This is a genomic window from Pedobacter aquatilis (assembly GCF_030409415.1).
Classification (GTDB): Bacteria; Bacteroidota; Bacteroidia; order Sphingobacteriales; family Sphingobacteriaceae; genus Pedobacter; species Pedobacter aquatilis.
On the sequence record NZ_JAUFPW010000033.1, the window covers coordinates 77870 to 92836 of the forward strand.

Genomic DNA, 14967 nt, shown 5'->3' on the forward strand with positions numbered 1-14967 from the left:
ACTAAAAAGTTAAATTAATTCCGAGTGTGAGGTTTGCCGGGTTTCTTGGCGTATAGATGCTTACCGGATCCAGTCCTTGGTTATTTGCCCTCCACAGCAGGCCTAAGTTGTTTAGGTATGCCGAACAGGTAAGATTTGAAAAGGGTAATTTCTTGTGCTGGTTTTTATTTAGGCTATAGCTTAACGCAATGTCCTCGAAGCGTATGTTGTCACCCCGCTCAATCAAAACCGATGAATAGGTGTAAAACTGATCCCGGTTAGCATTAAGCGGGAAACTGAATGAGGGTACATGGGTATTGCGTTCATCCCCTGGCTTTTGCCACCGCTTTGCATAATCACTATGGCCATTCCAGGTCGTGGCCATTACGCCGTAGTTAACAGATGGGTTTCTGAAATAAAAACCCAATTGGAAACTGATGTTAAAGGAAAGTGAAAAATTCTTGTAGCCGTAGGTATTCCGGATTGAACCAAATGAAGTTGGTGCCGAGTTATAGCTTTTCATATCCTGCAGGAACGTTTCAGAGATAATCCTGTTGTAATCTGAGCTCAGCCGGCCATTGAGGTATCCTTGAGGATTTCCGGTCGCGGCATCAAGTCCGCCCCAGGGATAGGCATAAATGGCGTAAACCGGTTCGCCCAGGGAAGGGTTTATCAGAAAGTCAGAAAGGTAGGCATTCCCGAAGTTTGAACTTCTGATGAGGTAGTCGGAGATCCGGGATTTGGCATAACTGTACAGCAAGTTTACATCCCATCTCACCGTTCCTTTTAATGGCGAGCTGGAGAGCCTGATGTCGACACCACTGCCTTTTATGGATGCGACATTTCCAAAATAAAAAGGAGGGGAGTCTCCAATTCCCATTCCTGTTGTTGGATCCAGCGGCGCCTGACCCAACAGATTTACCCCGTTTTTTGTGTAAAATTCCAGGCTCCCTGCAAGTATATCGTTTTTAATACCGAAATCAAGCCCAAAGTTTAACTGCCTCAATGTCTCCCATTTAAGGGATTCATTGGGCGGAGTGGATATCTCCATGTAAGGTAGTCCTGTATTCCGGGCATTGCCAACATAATTTCCGGTTGTATAGGCACTGGCCTTTTTTGATACATTGCCCTGTGTCCCGTAGGTTGTACGCAGTACAAGTGTTGGCAGAAATTCAGAATTATAAAAAGATTCATTATCAACCTTCCAGGAAAACCCAAGGGAGTATAATGGCACTTCCTTTTGATTGGCTTTTACACCAAACAAATTAGAGGCATCGGTTCTCAAGCTTCCCGATAGCGTAAATCTTTTCTTAAAGCTATAGGATGCATTGGTAAAATAAGACCAGTAACGGTCTGTAATTCCACTTAGACTTTGTCCGGAGGGGATGCTTGCCCGTGTTACCCCCGCCCGGCTTCCGGCGCTGTACTGCGGCCATTGGGTCACGAAATCAATCGCACTGGAAACGACTCCTCCGTTTGGAAAGTAACCATACATTATACCATTATTGGTTAAGCTTTCCAGGCTTCTAATCTCCCAGCCTGCTATCGCATTTACTTCATGTACACCGGAGAAACTTTTTGAATAAGATAACTGTGCCCTTGCCTGGTGGGAGTTAATTTTTGTTAGCGTTTTGGTCAGGATATCTCCAATGGGTACCGGGCGGCTTAAGCTCGTTGGGGTGATAATCTGCGTGAAGTTATTGATTAGGTTCCTCGTGTAGTAAGAGGAGGCGGTGTTATCGTTTTCAACAGTGTTGATTGCTTTTCTGAACTGGTATTTTACAGAGAAGCTAAGCCCGTCAATCATTTGATAATCCATGCCGGCATTTGCAAGCAGTTCCTGATTATCACTTTTGTAAATTCTTCTGTAAATTTCACCTAGGGGGGAATATTCCCAGTTCAGGAAGCCTAGGCGGGATGACTGCTCAAGCAGAACTCTGTTGTAGTTCAGATCTACAGCTAGTGCCTTCCCGTTTTCATCGACTAGTTTGGCATATGGGTAAAGTTGCCTGCCACCAACGGCCAGGTTTATGCCGGAATTATTGCCGGCTTCACTTTTACTATTGATGAAGTTTAAGGCGAACTCAGCCTTCACGCTTTTGCTGAGCTCTATTGAATTTTGTGCACGTAAGGACAGCCTTTTGTTGCCTTGTCCGACAAATGAGCTTACTTCTTTATCCAGCCCGGCAGAGAGGTAATAGTGACTTCGCTCGCCTGCGCCGCTGATGTTTACGGCATGGCGCTGAATGTTTGAGTTTCTGTAAAAATTTTGCTTTAACGCCTGAGCACCGTCGGTACCTTTAAAGCCCTCAATTCTCCGGTTTAACTCTTCTGCTGTAATGCCGCCGTCTCTGGCCTGTCTTAAGCTTTCGATAAATGGCGTAAAGGCGGGAAAGGATATGCCTGAGGTCAATAAGCTTTCGTTTGCCCGGAAGTAGCCAAGGTCAAAGAGTTTTTGTTCAAACTCCAGGAAATCCCTGCTGTTGATCCGTTTTAATTCTTCCACCAGGGGGCGCTGCATAAAGGTTATCGTGGAGGAGAGGTTTATCCTCGGCTGACCGGTCCTTCCCCTTTTGGTGGTCAGGACAATTACCCCGTTACCCGCCCTTGAACCCCAGATGGAAGCTGCTGCTGCATCTTTTAGGATAGTGACACTCTCTATGTCGTTTGGGTTGATGTCCGCAATATTGCCCTCGTATGGAAAGTTATTGAGTATTATCAGTGGTGTTGCATCGGAGAAAATTGTGCTCCGGCCGCGAATGGATAGGTTGTCCTTGCCGCGTTCGTTCCGGTTGGTGAGGAACCCGGCCGCCATGTTTTCGAGCTTGTCGAGTATATTTGAGGATGGCCGCCTGCTTAATTCAGCATTATTGATTTGTTCAAAACTCCCTGTCGCGCGCTCTTTCGGAATGGACTGGTATCCGGTGGAGACAATTTGCACATCTTCGAGCCTGGTTTGCGCTATCTGTAGGGTGATGAGCACTTCATCCTGACCTGCTGATAATACGATTTCTTTGGTATTGTATCCGACTGAACTTATATTGAGCTTAGCGCTGACTGCTGAAATCAGGAGATTGAACTTTCCTGTTTTGTCTGTAGAAGTGCCGCCACTGCCTGTAGTATTCCCTATGGTTACATCTGCTAAAGGCTTGCCTTGTTCATCTACGACGATGCCCGAAATGTTACGGGCGGTAGGAGGGATAGCGTTGGCGGGCGTTTTTTCTCCGGCCCGAAGCTTTAAGAAAATAGTCTTGTCAAGAATTTCAAAAGTTAAGTTTCTCGAATCGGTTAAACGCTTTACAACATTATTCAGGGATTCCCCTTTAACGTCAATTGATATTTTTTCGGATTCGTTGATTGCGCCTTTAGTATACCAGAAATCGTATCCGCTCTGGCGCTCAATTTTATCCATTACAGTACGCAGCGCTGTGTTATTTTCTTTAAGGGTAATCGTCTGAGCCTTGGAGTTTGATGCGGACAGGCCAACGAAGAGGAGGATCAGGGTTACAGTGAGGTAGCACTTAATGAATGTGGTAATCAGGTATCTCCAGCATATATGGTCAAAGGTCTTTCCGGTTGGTACCTCGCCGGGATTTTGCACATGATGTTCTCTTAGTTGATAAAAAATCATACTTTTGTTTGGTTTGGTTAATAAAATGTTAGGTTAGTGCTTGATGTTAATTTCCAGACTTTGCCGGTGGTGTTCTACGAAAACACCTCCGGCTTTTTTATGTCTGGGAATCATTAACTAAAATTAAACTTCAAAAAATCTACATAGGCTTAAGGGTTTTAGGTGATACATTGGGTTAATTCTTGTGTGTTTAAGATTTGATGACCAGGATATTTATTCCGCGTTCTTCCTTTATCGAAAAGTTTACTCCGCTCATTGTAAGTAGTTTTAGCAATGTGGCTAAGCTGGATTTTCGTGAAATGCCTCCGGTTAAATGTATTTCAGGTATTACGCCTTGATATTTTACGCTAATCCCATACCACCGTTCAGCCTCATCAAGTATAGCTTTAAGACTGGCATTTTTGAATTTCAGCTTTCCGTTTTTCCAGGCGAGTGCGAGTTCAACATCGGCGACTGATTTTTTAAATTCGCCGTTCTCATTTGAAGCCTCTTCACCTGGAATAAGTTTAACTGAATTTTTATTGCCTAAATGGTTAAGCTTAACAGACCCTTCCTCCAGGGTCGTCCTTATCGGGGCCCGGTAGGCATTGATGTTGAACTGCGTGCCTAATACTTCTAATTCCTGAGTTGCGGTGGTCACAATAAAAGGGTGATTTTTATCTTTTGCTACTTCAAAGTAGGCCTCGCCGCTGACAAGTTTTACCCTCCGCTCAGAACGCTCTTGAAAACTGGTTGGATATTGTAAAACTGTAGCGGCGTTCAGCCATACTTTGGTGCCGTCGGATAACACTATCTTGTATTCACCGCCTTTGGGGGTGGTAATGGTTTGATTGCATGTTGTCTTTGTATTATTAAGAATGGATCCGTCCGGGTAGGAGATCGTATTCTGCGCTATTATGACCTCTTTTTGCTGTGTTGCTAGCTGAAGTTGCTGTCCGCTTGCTAGGGTGATGGTGGCGCGGTTTCCGGCTGGATATATTTTTTCTGCTGTGATTAGGCTTCGATCAGTTGAGGTCTTACTTGGTAGCAGGAACCACAGGCTGATACTTAATATTACTGCGGCTGCGGCGCTGGACATGTATAACCATAGTTTAGGATTGGGCTTACTTTGAGGTTTCTGGGGTAGCTGGGCGTAAATCTTAGCGCCTATCGCTTTTATGGGTCGTTCGGATAGATCAATGCCCTGCTCATTGTAGTGCATAAGGCTTTCTTCCAGTAAGTCAATTTCTGCCGGACTGCACTGACCGGTTTTATATCTGTTGAGGAGTTGTTGTATTTCTTCTGCTGTCATCCCTGGTGTGGATTTGGGTTGTTTGAAGGGTAGACAGTTTTGCGTGGAGGAACAATAAGATCTATTTTGTTTTTTTGCGGATTGATTGGAATTGTTCTTATGCTGTGGTTAGGTTTTTTCCTCCACTGTAATTTTATTTTTTTATTCCTAATAAGGAGTGTTAGCCTGAATCCTTTATTTGTGGACAAGTATTTTTTAGAGATATTTAAATTTTTACGATTTTGATGCGCTATGACAACGGAGAACCTTTTTAAACTTATTCGCCAAAACCAAATCTGTCTTTGGATCGGATCAGGTTTTTCGCTTTATGCTGGCATGCCTTCAGTAGCCAATATAAAGGATCTATTAATTGATTCCCTTAAGCCTGCTGAGAAACCATACATTAACCCTAATGATTCATTGCAGCGAATCACCAGAGATTTCCAGATATTAAAGGGACGTGAGCATATGATTTCGTTATTAAAAGTGCATTTCAATGTGCTGCCCGTAGATACGCACCTGCACGATTTGTTAGCAAGAATATCGCATTTTCGCTCAATAATTACCACCAACTATGATAAGTTAATTGAGCAAAGTTATACCAGAAAGTTAGGTGTAATGGTTTCAGATGAAGATGTTTTTCTAGCGGCACAAGCGCCTCATAAACTGTATAAAGTGCATGGTGATATTGACCGACCAGATTCTATTGTGTTAACAGAGGATGATTATAATAAGCACTATAACCGTGATTTTAAAACTCCGTTTTTGGCCTCGGTGATTTCTGAGATTGCGGGCAAGCATATGATTTTTCTCGGTTATGGTTACGAAGATGGTAACATTTTGGCTGATTTTGAAAAAATCGAAGAAAAGTCTGATTTTTCTGATCGCAAAAAGATCTTAGTCTGCCCCGCTATTACCAATCCAATACAAAAGAAAAGAATTTTGGATTTAGGTATAGAGCATTTTGAAATGACTGGGGAGGTATTTTTAACCGGGCTGATTGAAGACATCAAGAAAAATTTACTCGCTGACCATGCTGAAGGTTTGGTAGATAGTCAGGTTGCCCAGGACTTCGCCACAGCCTTCGATATGAAGGTTTCTATAAATGCATCATCAAAGGATGAGCAACACATGACACTGGAGAAAGCCAATGGGCCTTCAACTTATAATCTTGTATTAACTACGAAACATGAGGGGCTGAAGGCGAAGTTGAAAGATTTCGATAGTTTCGATCCGATTGAAATTCAAAGGGATCAGCTGGAGAGTTTTCTTTTGGCTGTTGAAGGTTTCCATATATTGACGCAGGAAACTTTGGCTCATTTTACGCTCGAACCTGTTCCGACCAGTACCGGGAAATTTTCGATTGAATTTCCCGAACAGGATTACGAACTGGAAAACATCAGGTTTCAGTTTTTTGCTGGGAACGGTAAGATCAGGGTAATCGCGGAAATTTATGACTACCGGCTTCAGATTGACGCGCAACTTTCAGATGGGAGGATACCCATGAATTTTAAAATAAATGGTGGTAAGGAGGGGAATTCCTCGAAGAGACTTGTGAAAGTTTTTAAAGTGCTGCATCTTTTGTTTTCCGGGGCAGAGTTCAGGATTTTGGTAGAAAAAGGAGGGAGTTATAACTGGAAGTTTGATGCGCAGGATGTTAGTGCAGAATTCCACGAGTACTACGAGTTCTTCAAAGATTTGAATGATATAGAGAAATATTTCAAGGTTGATTTTGGTTTGCTGGGCACAGGGGACTATAAGCAGGAAGTAATAAATAATGTTCGAAAGCTTACAAGTTTGATCAAAAATAAATATTATGCCAATAGGGATCCGGAGGGATTAGATATCGTGAGAATGCCACCGACGCCGAGGGTTTATGAGTTTCTGGAAAATGAAATGGTGGAAGATGCTTACCTATATTTGAGTGCAGATACTGATGTGATTATAAATCTGTTTGGTGTGCAATTACATTTAGGCCGGGAACAGATATGTTTACTGCAACCGTCTCTTGTAAAATCTGATAGGTCGAACCGGACGGCAACGCTTTTAGCTAAAGATCATGTGAATATCTTTTATTACGGGCGTTTTGGTTTGCATAAGGCGAAAGGTGCGGTTACGGTGTGGAGTGCAAAAGATTATACAGAGGATTAAGCGGATTGAGCCTAACAAACAACATTCGTAAAGCGCTGTTTGACAGAGCTAATTCTGGTTTTTACAAGAAAAAAAGCAGGACTAGCTTTGTTTTTAAAATTTTAAGTGCATTAGAGATTTGCTTGGTGACGTTGTACTCTGATGTTTCGAGAGTTTGGGCGATCTCCTTGTGGGTATAGTGGTTGGTCCGGCTTAGCTCAAAAATCTTTCTCATTTTTTTTGGAAGAAGATTGATTTGTTTATCTATATATTCCTGGAGTTGCTGGGTTCTGATGTGGTGGTCTGCTGGAACCGAGTAATTCTGTTTCAGATGGGTTTGCAGGAACTCGGTATATCTCTCCGCAGTTTTTTCGCTGGCGATACTGTTTAATATCCTATTTCTTAATGATTTGTATAGGTATGCTGCGCAATTTTCGGGAACTGGTAATTGTCTTCTATTATCCCATAGGTTAGTAAAAAGTTCTTGTACAAGATCTTTTACTTTTTCCTCGTCATGAAGTTTCTTGTAAGCAAATATGATAAGTAGATAATGGTATCGGTTGTAGAGTTCGGTGTACGCGGAATGGTTATCTTCTCTAAGAAGATAGACTAATTCTGAGTCTGGGAGAGATTTGATTCTGGACATGGCGTCATATTGTGTTCACTAATATGAGCCTCGTATTGAAGTGACTGGAAAAAATAAGGCCGGTAACTTGCAATGACTAATGTAGAAAGGCTCTGGTAAGCCATATTCCTTTCGGAATATCCACACACTAATTCATAAGCAAGCACCGGCCCTATTTTATAGGGCTTAATGCTTTACTTACACTAGTGTGGAAAATTTACCAGATTTATCTACTAGGCTCGTACACTGTCCATTATTCAGACAGCAAATTTATTAATTTAATCGCTCAATAGAAACATAGTTTCTTACATATTAAGTTAACCACCGAATTGTTTATGAGATTTCTTCTTATGTTAACCAAATATACAAAAAAAAACATATATAAATACAAAAATATTGTAGTTTAATATAATAAAACTATAGTATTTGTGTAGGTCACTCCATCATTAATTCAAGATTTTTGTATTAATGGTACATATTGGAAAAATTATACGTGATTTAGTTAGAGAGCGAGGGCTCAAAGCAGTTGAAGTCTCGACATTCATGAGTATGAGCACTTCAAATTTATTCGATATTTACAAACGAGAGGAGATTGACATATATAAATTAGGTAAATTCTCTGAGTTACTCAATGACAATCTATTCAAGCATTATTTGACAAAAGAAGCGCTTAAAAAGATTTTTGGAAGTGAAATCTCTGGGCTCGAAGATCGTGTTCGAGCTTTAGAAATTGAGGTCTTAAACAATGTCACAACTATCAATAACTTGCATGACCTCATAGAGAATCAAAAAAAAGTTATTGCTCTTCAAGAAGAAAAGTTGAGAAAATAACCAAGGCTAAAGTATTTTTTGAATTTTTAAGGCGATATGACTACTAATCTTTAGCCTCATAGGGCAACTTGAAGCGTTCAGGATTAGTTATCATTTCTCTCCATTCCCAAAATCTCCAGGGCTTTAAATTAAAAGTTCTGTAGAGGGTTTTGTTAGGATTATTTGGATTCTCTACCTTAAAACGATTAAATCTTATTTTGCAAACCTCAAAATCTAATCCTTTACCTGCATGTTCCTGATACTTAAAACTACCATCCTTATTTTGATAAGCATAATCTTCTTGAAAAAAGAATGAAATTGGCGGCAAGTTTGATATGATGATTAGCGCTAAAATAGCGATAAGTGTGATTTTTGTTATCTTTTTCATGTCTTTATCTTTAATTACACTCCCCTTTACTAGCAGGGATATTTCCACCACCTTCATTAATGTCTGAATTTGGATTGTTGGTTTTCTGTTCTCTCAATGCACTTGCCATGCCTGCGGGTGTTTTTGCATAACCGGCACCACCTGGTCCACTAATTCCTATGGCTGTCGTAGGATCTGGAATTGGGATACCACCAGCCTGACCTGCGCCATAAGCGAAAGCTGAGCAATTAAAATCGGTAAAATGATATCGTTCTGGCGGTTTGCTAATATAATTTATTACTTTCTGAAAGCTATCACCATTAACGTAATAGGTTGAGCTTATGTTATATCGAATGTCTCCATTATCCAAAACTTGAGACTTGGAATCAAGTTTTTCTAATCCAGAACCTGTTGGATAAAACCCTACGGTTTGGGTAATTGTCGTATTGCCGCTCGTTTTGCTGAGCGATATGGCAACATGACCAAAACTATTTGAGCCAACATTAAAGGAAGTTCCTGGCTGAGGTTCTACAACATAGATCCTTACAACTAATGCAGCATTGGGGTCTGCGATTTGTGAAAAGCAGTCCATCATTTTTTTTGGGTCAACTTTATTACTATTTTCTCCGGGCAAGTTTGATGGGACGGGGGTGACCGGGGTCGGGTAGGTTGGTAAAGGGGCGCCACCACCGCCACCTCCGGAACTTTCTCCTCCTGATGATACGCCATTTCCACCACCCCAATAGGTCATTCCGTCATCGTAAAATGAATAGCTGCATATTCTTTCTGAGTGGACGGTAAAATCTCCATTGCCATCGACGTAGCTGTCCTGGTACCAGGCGCAGGTTTCTATTGCCTGCATACGCATCAGTCTGCCTTGAGCCCCCTTTAGCGGGTTCAGGTCTGCAAGTGTTCCTTTTTTTTGCAGCTCAAAATTTTCTTTTGGTCCGGTTTCCCCAACCTGTTTTCCTTCGCTATACAATTGGCCTCCTGTTAATTTGTACGCTAAGTCGTATTCAAATACCCTGCCTGTGAAGTTGGAATTACGGACATCTCCTTTTTGAAGATAAACTGCGTCTGGTATCACCTCTATAATACGGGCCTCGACTAGATTGGTTTTACTATCTCTTTTTATGGCCAGTTGCCGGAAACCTTGTTCAATACCCTGGTATATTGGCTTGCCGGGAAGGTTCAATTTCCAGATGTTGCCATCTTTTGTGGTTGTATTAGTTGCTTTTTGCCAGTCCAATTGCAGGTTGTTTATCTTGAAACCATCATTCGTCTGGTGGTTTTGTGCTTGCTTGATGTAAGCTTTTGCATCAGCTAAGGTCAGGGTTATTTTTGTTGGGGATTGAACTGGACTGGATTGATTGATATTGTCTTTCCTGCAAGCAGAAGAAGCAAAAATGAGGAGGGTGAATATTTTAAGTTTTGTGTTCATAACGGAATTTATAGGTTAAAACCATACTAATTTTGAGTGCCATTCTGTGTCACCTGACACAATCCCAGCTTTTTACGATGAATTCGTGATAGGGTTTCCCTGCTAATTCCAAGGTAAGAGGCGATATTACTTTGAGTGGTTTTTTGCTCAATGTCAGGGTGCTTTTCAAGCAGCATTTCGTAGCGGTGTTCCGGGGTCTGGGTGCGAAGGAAAAGTGCACGTTCTTCGCTTAACATATAATATTTCTGGGTTACAATCCGGCCAAGTAAGTTTCCTTCTTGAAAATCCGCATAGTAACTATTCAATTGGTTCCAGGTTAAAGATTGAAGTTTGCAGTCCTCAAGTACTTCAATATACTCGTAAGCGGGTCTCTGAGTGAAAAAACTATACACGGAGATCATCAAATCACCTTTTCCCATAAACCAGGTAGTACACTCTTTACCGTTATTGTCTATGAAATAAGCTCGTAAAAATCCACAGCGGATAAAGTAAATCCTGCGGGCGATTTCTCCTGGATTTAGTAGCAGGTGTTTTCGTTTAAAGGTCTCTGTGAGAGCTTCTTCGTTTACGCGCTTTTGGAAGGGTGCGGGTAGGGGAATAATGAGGCCTAAAGTCTCCAGGAGATCGGCTTCGGTTTTTGGATGATTTTTCATGGGCGGTCGATTGTGTCACAAATCAACTTTTTGCTCATTAAACCTCGATAATATTGTCCTGTCGGAAGGGATATATTGAAAACGTAGATGTTTTGAATTTATTTTATTCAAGCGTTTTTTTGCCTTCAGACGGTTCTATAAGTTTTAGCATTTAAAATCTTAAAGGTATGGAAAAGAAGTATCGGGAGCTTTTATCAAAGCTTGAGAGGGAACTTGAAAATTATGTTGAATTGCCTGCTTTGGAGCGTATGCGCAGTGAGCTTACGGCAGTTAGGTCGGCATTATCTAGATTAAAGGACATGGTTGAGGCGTCAGGCTTTGGCTCGCAGTCTGAGGAAGTTGAGTTCTTCAAAACGGTTAAGCCGAAATTTTATTCGTTATTGGTGCTGTCGGCTGAAAGATATGGTTTTGAAAATGCCAGGCCGGTTCGTGCAGGGAAAAAGCGGGAGCGTTTTTATGAGGGGCAACTGGATTATATTTCCAGATTTTTTCACCAGCATGAATTTTTGTATCAGTATTACAGGATGGGAGCGACGGAGCTGGATAGCCTTTATTTCGTTCGTGGAGCAGAAGCTGTGGGTTTGGTTGGTGGTGATTTGCCGGCTTTGGATCCATCGTTCTCAACTGTAGGAGATTACTTGTTTTCTAAGTTTATTGCTTTGGAACGTTTAGGGGAAATTGTGATTTCAGAAATGGAAGTGCCTTCGCTTGCTGGAACTGGAGTGGTTCGGTCGAAAAAGGGTAGGGAGCTTCGTTGGACGGGGGACAGCTGCAATTTAATAGAGTTGGTTTATGGGATATTTGATTGCAAACAGATTAATGACGGGGAGGTGGATTTGTCTGATCTGATGGATGTTTTTGAACATTGTTTTCAGATTAATTTGTCGAGGTATTTTAGACGATTCACGGAGATAAAGAGACGAAAGTCAATGTCTAAGACCAGGTTTCTGGATGAAATGGCAAGGGTAGTGAATAAAAGAATTGACGATGGGGATGCGTATGTGCCGATGTCAATGAGATAGCTCGGATTTTCAACCTGATAGGATTTGTGTACATGCTAAAGTTTCAAGAACTTTGACAGTGTATTCCGCTTCAATTAATTAATTAGTTTGAGGTCTGTAAGTCGCACTGGTTCGTATTACCACAATGGATAGTACAGACTATTCCTTTTAAAGTTTTTAATTAATCTTTGGTTGCTCAAACTAGCGGCGTTGTTTGATATTTTTAACGAACCAATTTCAGTCAAAATTATCTTACTAGTCATTCACGTTTTCAATAGCAATTCTGCTAAACCGTCGTCTAAATTCATTTTTATTAAAATGGTACATCCAGTTGTATTGCGCGTGACATCGGCACCAATCAATTGGCTTTTGATGACGTCTTAATAGTGGAATATGACCAATCCCATTTTCTTCCATTGCTTTTTTTATTACCGTTCTGATATAATCCCCAGCGTTCATTTCATCGCCAGTGTTCATTTTCAATATGATTTTGGGTTCATCTATACCGATGGCATGTAGATATTTGTTCAACTTGAGATCGTAACCACGATGCCTGAAAGTAAACATGATTTGGGCATCATTACCTGTTTTTGTCAGATAGTTCTCGTTAACATCATCTATGTTATTGTAAAACTTTTCATCTTCTGTTGTATTGTCTGTCCAGAAATGTGGATTTGTACGCATTATATGGACTTTAGGAAAAGATGGCGACGCCAAAAGCTCAAGATCAAAGATAAATAATACAGGTCCGTAAAAATTCGATTGACTGTATTTCTTGTGATGATCAGTTCCATCTAAATAGATATGGTCCCAAACGTCATATTTTTTATCTTTTTCGTCGGAGCGTTGGAAACTCTGTGATAAATTATCCTTTTCAACTTGATAGCGGGAAATTAATGATTTTGCTTTTATTAAAGTGATAGATGTTGCTACGGTATTTGCATGGAACAGGTGTTCGACACCTTTTTCTTTTAAAATCTTATAAAGTGATTTGCTTGAGATTGCGTAATCCTCAATCATTATGTTTAGGTTTTGATAAATATAGAAATTTATCATTATTTACATGTATTAGAGTGATCGTTTTAACACATAATTTTTCTCCTAATTTTTTTCGTTCAACGCTCACTCCGTCAATTCAAGTACAAAATCTGTTGATGATCAATCGATTCCTTAGAAAATTGGTTAGTTTATTAAAATTGTGTTGATAACTTGTTACCATTTTTGCTAATAGTAAGTTGCGGTGGTGTGCTGGGACGAAACTTCTTGAATTCAAATTCCAGAAATACAACGAATATCAGGTGCTAAATCTCAATTTAAAGGTCTCATATAATATTAAAAAACCTGATAAAAGCATCATCGTATTAGATAATTGTAATAAATTCGCTCTTGCTAAACAACCGCCCGGGCCACTACTTACCGAAAATATTATCCTGGTGTTGATGGTTAGTGTAACCTGTTTTTTAAACCTAACCGGGAAAAATGAACTGTATATCCATTCAGAACTCGATAGTCTTATGACTGATTCTTGACCGGATTTTTTTTAAAAAAAAACGGTCTTAGCCCAAAAATCTGCATATTGCACCATGAAAGATATATTCGACCAAATAGTGGAACATGTAAAGATTGTTGCAGAAAAACAAGAGGGTTTTTCCTTGCCAAATTTTCCTAATGTAATTAAAACGGAGGCCACAAACGAGAACAAAGGCGCAACATTATTAGACGTAGACCATTTGCTAGAACTTGATGGCGACCGTATAAATGTAAATTATGTCTCCAAAGATCGTTGTAGAACCTTTCAAATCCAACCTGATTCTAATGAGGTTAATATTAGTCTGACCTGCAAAGATGGCACTTCCGCACATCATCGTGAATACTGGCTGGATAAAATTTAGTCAGGACAAAAACTTCATAATTACGCTGCTCCAATGCAAAAAATAGAAGTAAAGCTAGAATCCCCTTTTCAGAAAAAAACACAAAAAGTGTCGGTAGAACGGAAGGGTGAAATATGGGATTCACATATAGAAATGAAATTGCCTGGGAAAACCGGGATGCGAATGTAAATAGGATTAGGGCAAGTGAAGGATACTGCATAAAAGCTTTCAGGGAACTCATCGAGGAAGTTGCTAACGTCACCATTAATAACAAAAACTTCGAAATGTTTTATCGCGGGCAATCCAAGGACTATAAAAACAATAGTTCCAAATATTATAGTGATCGCGTTCCTAAAACAACAATCTTTCCAACTATTTGCCGACCAGAACTAAAATCAGACGGCAGTCCGAAATACTCTATAAGAAGCAATCAGGTTAAAGCGCGTTATGAGCAACTAGAGAAAATGATAAAGTTGGTTGATAATAAGGGAGGGCGTTATCTGAATGAGTATTATTATTTGTTATTTCAGCATTACGACACATTACCAACCCCATTTATCGATATCACTCAGTCTTTGCGTGTAGCCGCCACATTTGCCCTTCGAAATTCACCAATCGGTTACTTATATGTTTTGGGACTTCCATACCCAAACCAAAGTATTTCATACTTTTTGGATTTTGGAATCATTTTGATTAAGCTACAGAATATTTTGCAGACGAGTGCATTGCGACCAAGATATCAGGAAGGGTTTCTTGTCGGAAAATACCCCATTTTGCCAAAAAAAACCGGTGGTGATGACCTCGCTAATCGTTTGGTAGGCAAATTTTTTCTCGATAATACAGACGGCAAATTCTGGGACCCCGACTTCCCGCCTATGCCTGATGGGGTACTATATCCAAAAAATGATAATATTGAGATTGAACTCAAAAAAGCGAGGGAAATATTTCAGAAAATGGAAAGCAGGTAAAGTCACGAGCCTCGCTATATTTCATGGACTTTGAAATCATGGTGGGTAAATAAATACTTGAACAACTCCTTTTAGAATCGTTTGCGCAGTAAATGATTTAGCATACAAGACGGATTAGCTTGAATATCTAGGTTTATAAATATTAACAATTTAGTTATTAGCACTTTTTACTATTTATTATCATTCATCTTTTAGGTGTTTTTACTCTGCTATTTAAAAAA

The 14967-nt window shown here is 40.3% G+C and carries 12 protein-coding genes; 5 read left to right on the forward strand and 7 right to left on the reverse strand.

The genetic code is table 11. The annotated features are described in order from the left end of the window. Nucleotide 1 precedes the first annotated feature (1 nt). Nucleotides 2-3610, reverse strand: a complete 3609-nt coding sequence (locus tag QWY86_RS15315) for a SusC/RagA family TonB-linked outer membrane protein (protein WP_290243250.1) — start codon at nucleotides 3608-3610, stop codon at nucleotides 2-4. Nucleotides 3611-3800: 190 nt separating this feature from the next. Further along, nucleotides 3801-4901 (reverse strand): FecR family protein, encoded by a 1101-nt coding sequence (locus QWY86_RS15320; RefSeq protein WP_290243251.1) that lies wholly within the window; start codon nucleotides 4899-4901, stop codon nucleotides 3801-3803. A 231-nt stretch (nucleotides 4902-5132) separates the two neighbouring features. On the opposite strand from QWY86_RS15320, the gene QWY86_RS15325 reads away from it, so the two are divergent. Then, the gene (locus QWY86_RS15325) at nucleotides 5133-7031 is read left to right on the forward strand and encodes an SIR2 family protein (protein ID WP_290243254.1); all 1899 of its coding nucleotides are present in this window, start codon (nucleotides 5133-5135) and stop codon (nucleotides 7029-7031) included. A gap of 61 nt (nucleotides 7032-7092) precedes the next feature. Here the strand turns inward: QWY86_RS15325 and QWY86_RS15330 are convergent, their stop codons facing one another. After that, nucleotides 7093-7656 carry an RNA polymerase sigma-70 factor gene (locus QWY86_RS15330; protein ID WP_290243256.1) on the reverse strand — a complete coding sequence of 188 codons (564 nt, stop codon included), beginning with the start codon at nucleotides 7654-7656 and terminating at the stop codon, nucleotides 7093-7095. Nucleotides 7657-8103: 447 nt separating this feature from the next. Here QWY86_RS15330 and QWY86_RS15335 point away from each other — a divergent pair, with 447 nt between their 5' ends. After that, nucleotides 8104-8466, forward strand: a complete 363-nt coding sequence (locus QWY86_RS15335) for a hypothetical protein (RefSeq protein WP_290243257.1) — start codon at nucleotides 8104-8106, stop codon at nucleotides 8464-8466. A gap of 43 nt (nucleotides 8467-8509) precedes the next feature. On the opposite strand, the gene QWY86_RS15340 is transcribed toward QWY86_RS15335, so the two are convergent. From QWY86_RS15340 to QWY86_RS15350, 3 genes are read right to left on the reverse strand one after another with little or no spacing between them, the layout of a single operon-like run. Further along, the gene (locus tag QWY86_RS15340) at nucleotides 8510-8833 is read right to left on the reverse strand and encodes a hypothetical protein (RefSeq protein WP_290243258.1); all 324 of its coding nucleotides are present in this window, start codon (nucleotides 8831-8833) and stop codon (nucleotides 8510-8512) included. Between the two features lie 10 nt (nucleotides 8834-8843). Continuing rightward, a complete protein-coding gene (locus QWY86_RS15345; protein WP_290243260.1) occupies nucleotides 8844-10253 on the reverse strand; it encodes a hypothetical protein in 1410 nt (469 codons plus the stop codon). A 26-nt stretch (nucleotides 10254-10279) separates the two neighbouring features. Further along, the gene (locus tag QWY86_RS15350; protein WP_290243262.1) at nucleotides 10280-10906 is read right to left on the reverse strand and encodes a Crp/Fnr family transcriptional regulator; all 627 of its coding nucleotides are present in this window, start codon (nucleotides 10904-10906) and stop codon (nucleotides 10280-10282) included. A 167-nt stretch (nucleotides 10907-11073) separates the two neighbouring features. On the opposite strand from QWY86_RS15350, the gene QWY86_RS15355 reads away from it, so the two are divergent. After that, nucleotides 11074-11928, forward strand: coding sequence for an RteC domain-containing protein (locus tag QWY86_RS15355; protein ID WP_290243265.1), 855 nt, complete (start codon nucleotides 11074-11076; stop codon nucleotides 11926-11928). A 234-nt stretch (nucleotides 11929-12162) separates the two neighbouring features. Here QWY86_RS15355 and QWY86_RS15360 read toward each other — a convergent pair whose 3' ends face one another. After that, a complete protein-coding gene (locus QWY86_RS15360) occupies nucleotides 12163-12927 on the reverse strand; it encodes a hypothetical protein (RefSeq protein WP_290243266.1) in 765 nt (254 codons plus the stop codon). Nucleotides 12928-13490: 563 nt separating this feature from the next. Between QWY86_RS15360 and QWY86_RS15365 the strand changes: the two genes are divergently transcribed. Together QWY86_RS15365 and QWY86_RS15370 are read left to right on the forward strand one after the other, a co-directional pair. Continuing rightward, on the forward strand, nucleotides 13491-13799 hold the full coding sequence (locus QWY86_RS15365) for a hypothetical protein (protein ID WP_290243267.1): 309 nt from the start codon (nucleotides 13491-13493) through the stop codon (nucleotides 13797-13799). A gap of 113 nt (nucleotides 13800-13912) precedes the next feature. Further along, entirely contained in the window at nucleotides 13913-14746 is an 834-nt protein-coding gene (locus QWY86_RS15370) for an FRG domain-containing protein (protein WP_290243268.1), read from the forward strand. Nucleotides 14747-14967 lie beyond the last annotated feature (221 nt).

Bases quoted from the DNA above. Each gene is read 5' to 3' on its own strand.
- QWY86_RS15340 (WP_290243258.1), bottom strand. From the start codon at position 8,833: ATGAAAAAGATAACAAAAATCACACTTATCGCTATTTTAGCGCTAATC.
- QWY86_RS15325 (WP_290243254.1), top strand. From the start codon at position 5,133: ATGACAACGGAGAACCTTTTTAAACTTATTCGCCAAAACCAAATCTGT.
- QWY86_RS15330 (WP_290243256.1), bottom strand. From the start codon at position 7,656: ATGTCCAGAATCAAATCTCTCCCAGACTCAGAATTAGTCTATCTTCTT.
- QWY86_RS15360 (WP_290243266.1), bottom strand. From the start codon at position 12,927: ATGATTGAGGATTACGCAATCTCAAGCAAATCACTTTATAAGATTTTA.
- QWY86_RS15320 (WP_290243251.1), bottom strand. From the start codon at position 4,901: ATGACAGCAGAAGAAATACAACAACTCCTCAACAGATATAAAACCGGT.
- QWY86_RS15345 (WP_290243260.1), bottom strand. From the start codon at position 10,253: ATGAACACAAAACTTAAAATATTCACCCTCCTCATTTTTGCTTCTTCT.
- QWY86_RS15335 (WP_290243257.1), top strand. From the start codon at position 8,104: ATGGTACATATTGGAAAAATTATACGTGATTTAGTTAGAGAGCGAGGG.
- QWY86_RS15350 (WP_290243262.1), bottom strand. From the start codon at position 10,906: ATGAAAAATCATCCAAAAACCGAAGCCGATCTCCTGGAGACTTTAGGC.
- QWY86_RS15355 (WP_290243265.1), top strand. From the start codon at position 11,074: ATGGAAAAGAAGTATCGGGAGCTTTTATCAAAGCTTGAGAGGGAACTT.
- QWY86_RS15315 (WP_290243250.1), bottom strand. From the start codon at position 3,610: ATGATTTTTTATCAACTAAGAGAACATCATGTGCAAAATCCCGGCGAG.
- QWY86_RS15365 (WP_290243267.1), top strand. From the start codon at position 13,491: ATGAAAGATATATTCGACCAAATAGTGGAACATGTAAAGATTGTTGCA.
- QWY86_RS15370 (WP_290243268.1), top strand. From the start codon at position 13,913: ATGGGATTCACATATAGAAATGAAATTGCCTGGGAAAACCGGGATGCG.